Source organism: Methanophagales archaeon (genome assembly GCA_021159465.1).
Lineage (GTDB): Archaea > Halobacteriota > Syntropharchaeia > Alkanophagales > Methanospirareceae > G60ANME1.
This window is the reverse complement of sequence record JAGGRR010000073.1, coordinates 1-2,971: the sequence shown is the minus strand read 5'-3', so window position 1 is coordinate 2,971 and position 2,971 is coordinate 1. Positions and strand designations below refer to the sequence as shown.

Genomic DNA, 2,971 nt, shown 5'->3' with positions numbered 1-2,971 from the left:
CAGGCCATGAATACTTGGATAAAGGATATAAACATATATCCATAGCGGCAATATACTGAGGCACTTTTTTATATTCTATTGGCCCTGTAAATATAATCTCTCCGCTAAGTCCCATATATTTAACTAATTTTTTAAGTGATATTTCGTAATCTGTAAATAATGATCCCCCGACTATTAATAATTTTACATCATCTCGATATTTCAACACATCAGGAAGTGCTTTTATTACCTCGTCTAACTCAAAACACCGTTCTATCGCTCCAACAAACCCGATCACAAAACAATCCTCATCCAGTCCAAGCATCCTCTTCCCCGCTCGCGAATCCATCGGCTTAAAAATATCGGTATCCACACCGTTCGTAATCAACTTCGCATCATATCCGTATTTCTTCAGTCGCTCTACGAGCGAAGGCGAAACCGTTGTTATCCTATCACTCCTGTCGAGATTATGTTTCGTAATCCGCCACACGCCCTCCCTCAAAATCCATTTCATCACCTTATTTTTATAATACGCCGCCGCAGAATCCGGAAACCAGTCCTTGAGGTCGAACACTACCGGAACACCGTATTTCCTCGCCGCTTTTATCACCGCTGCACCGGCAAATATATGCGCCGCGACAACAACGTCTATCCCTTCTTCCTTTATTATCCTCTTGAATATCGCATACTGATACGGTGCATTCAAAGTATAGTGCAGTATAGGCTCCCTGAAAGGGAACTTTGTGGCTTCGTGCACAATCAACCTCGTCTCTCTCGCTCTGCCTCTACTCACATGAAAATGCGGCACGTGCACCTCATGCCGCTTCGCCAGCTCCTCGAATATGTAGTGATGCCTTGAAGGCACTGGATGATGTATGTAATCCTGTGTTGAAACTAAGAGTATCCTCATTCAGCATACTCACCATTTGCAATTTTTAATACCCTGATAAACTTCGCTTGCTCCTTTAAATCTTCTATATACCTTTCTTTATTCTTCCAAACAATGTAATCCCCCCATGCAGGATGACTCGCTATTTTCTTTGATTTTATTGCTTCATAAAGCTCTTCTTTGGAGATCACGTTATATTTCTTACGTATGTCCGCTATATCCGCTTCTGCAAGTATTATCTCTCGTTCTATAAACGAGATCAGACTTCTGTTAATTAGCTCCTCTTCCGATGCCCCTACGATTTTACTTATTCTCGTGGCTGAAACCATATTTACCCTCTCTCTTTAATGCCTTTGAAATTATCTTTGAAATTATAATTTTATTGTTTAATCAAATAAGTTTCTTCATCTCTATTTTACACCTCTAATTTAATACTTGTAATACCCTTATAGAGCCTTTCTATCTCTACCCCATCTTCAATCCAAAGCAATCAAACACCAAATCCGCATTTTCCGGCTCTAAATATCTCAATCCCATTTCTCCCACCTCTTCTCTCGAATACAAATCATCGTAAACATACATAAACGTCCAATCCTTTACTCATCAAAAGCCTGACTAAAGCAAGATTTCTGCTGTGATATAACTCTTTAACTCCTTCCCTGAAAGTTATACCCCTGATACATATTTTACCTCACTTAAAGGCATATCCATCTTTAAACACTCTACGCTGATTCTTTCCGCCCAGTATTCAATCATCTCATCATTTAACTCTCTTGCAGTCCTCAGCAACCTTGTATAGCCAAACTTCTCCCTACTTTCCATCTCTTTTATCAAAAACCATGGATACACTGGAATTACAATGCCCACCAACACCTGTAGATGGCAGATGTATCTGGCAATATTCGTAATTCGTATACTCTTTTGCCTCGTAAAAATCAATGCCCAGTTCATCTGCAATCTTAAGCAGTTCGTTTGCCATGCAGATGTTAACGTCGCGATAACAACCTTCTATGAGTTTTATAAATTCCGCAACGCGTGCAGAAGATACCAGATGCAAATTCGGTATGAAACTCTTATAGATTTCAAAAGCCTTCATTCCGCTCTCACCGTTAACACCACCCACAACCTTTGGAAACTCCTTCAGTCTTGAAATGCTGTATCCAGTCATTATTCTCTCTGGCGAGTGTGCCAGGTAGAATTCACCTGACTCTGACTTTGACTCTAACTCTAACTCTAATCCACTTTCTTCTTCCAGCCATTGCCTCACTCGCTTTTTGGTGGTCATCGGTGGTACACTCGTCTCTAAAACCACCAGATCACGCTTCTTCAATATCTTTCCAGCGTTCCTGAATGCGTTCTCCAAGATACTGAAATCCGGATTGTTATTCTCATCCGTAAACAGTAGCACACAAAACCTTTCAATTCCGCTGGATTGCCATACACCAACCCAAAAGGTGGCACATCCTTCATTACTACCGAACCCGCCCCAATCATCGCATACTCGCCTATTCCTATTGTTACACCGCAAACAATGGTTGAGTTCGCACCGATGCTCGCACCTTCTTTGACCACAGTCATGGTTAGCGTATCCACGTCCCAGCTAAAAGCTCTTGGATACAAATCATTTGTGGACGTTACCAAAGGTCCAACTAAAACATCGTCCTCTATCCTTACCCCTTTATAAACAGAAACGAAATTCTGAACCTTTACCCCATCTCCGATTCCGATCTCCACATCCTCATCTATATACACGCTCTTCCCTATCACGTAGTTTTTTTTCGATGCTTTCCTGCTCGCTGAGAATGACACAATAGAACTCCCAAATAAAAAAATAATACCCCTCTCTAATGAGTTTCTAGTAAAAGGAAGTGAATGTATCTTATTGTCGTGTCAATATCATAGTACCACGTGCCCTTCCAAAAAGAATTGCAACAGATGCAATACCCACTTACTACCACATAATCTATAATTATCACCTCATGCTCACATCTTCACATCTCAGTTCCATATAATGCCCTTTTTGACCCTTTTAACTCGTCACTATAAGTTATAAGTTATAGTTATTGATGTTTATCCTTCTTCTTCTCAAACCTTTCGACACTT

5 protein-coding genes are annotated in these 2,971 nt (G+C 40.6%); all 5 read right to left on the bottom strand.

Annotated elements, in window-relative coordinates; all coding sequences use genetic code 11:
- Positions 1-889, bottom strand: an 889-nt coding sequence (locus tag J7J01_03920; protein MCD6210029.1) for a glycosyltransferase, incomplete at its 3' end; no start/stop codon positions are given.
- Entirely contained in the window at positions 886-1,197 is a 312-nt protein-coding gene (locus J7J01_03915) for a hypothetical protein (protein MCD6210028.1), read from the bottom strand. The genes J7J01_03920 and J7J01_03915, both read right to left, overlap by 4 nt.
- A 337-nt stretch (positions 1,198-1,534) precedes the next feature.
- On the bottom strand, positions 1,535-1,690 hold the full coding sequence (locus J7J01_03910) for a hypothetical protein (protein MCD6210027.1): 156 nt from the start codon (positions 1,688-1,690) through the stop codon (positions 1,535-1,537).
- Entirely contained in the window at positions 1,680-2,276 is a 597-nt protein-coding gene (locus J7J01_03905) for a hypothetical protein (protein MCD6210026.1), read from the bottom strand. Before J7J01_03905 ends, J7J01_03910 begins: the two co-directional genes overlap by 11 nt.
- Positions 2,195-2,677, bottom strand: a complete 483-nt coding sequence (locus tag J7J01_03900; protein MCD6210025.1) for an N-acetyltransferase — start codon at positions 2,675-2,677, stop codon at positions 2,195-2,197. Before J7J01_03900 ends, J7J01_03905 begins: the two co-directional genes overlap by 82 nt.
- Positions 2,678-2,971 lie beyond the last annotated feature (294 nt).

Excerpts from the sequence above, each read along its gene's own strand:
- J7J01_03915 (MCD6210028.1), bottom strand. The coding sequence starts at position 1,197 with ATGGTTTCAGCCACGAGAATAAGTAAAATCGTAGGGGCATCGGAAGAG.
- J7J01_03910 (MCD6210027.1), bottom strand. The coding sequence starts at position 1,690 with ATGGAAAGTAGGGAGAAGTTTGGCTATACAAGGTTGCTGAGGACTGCA.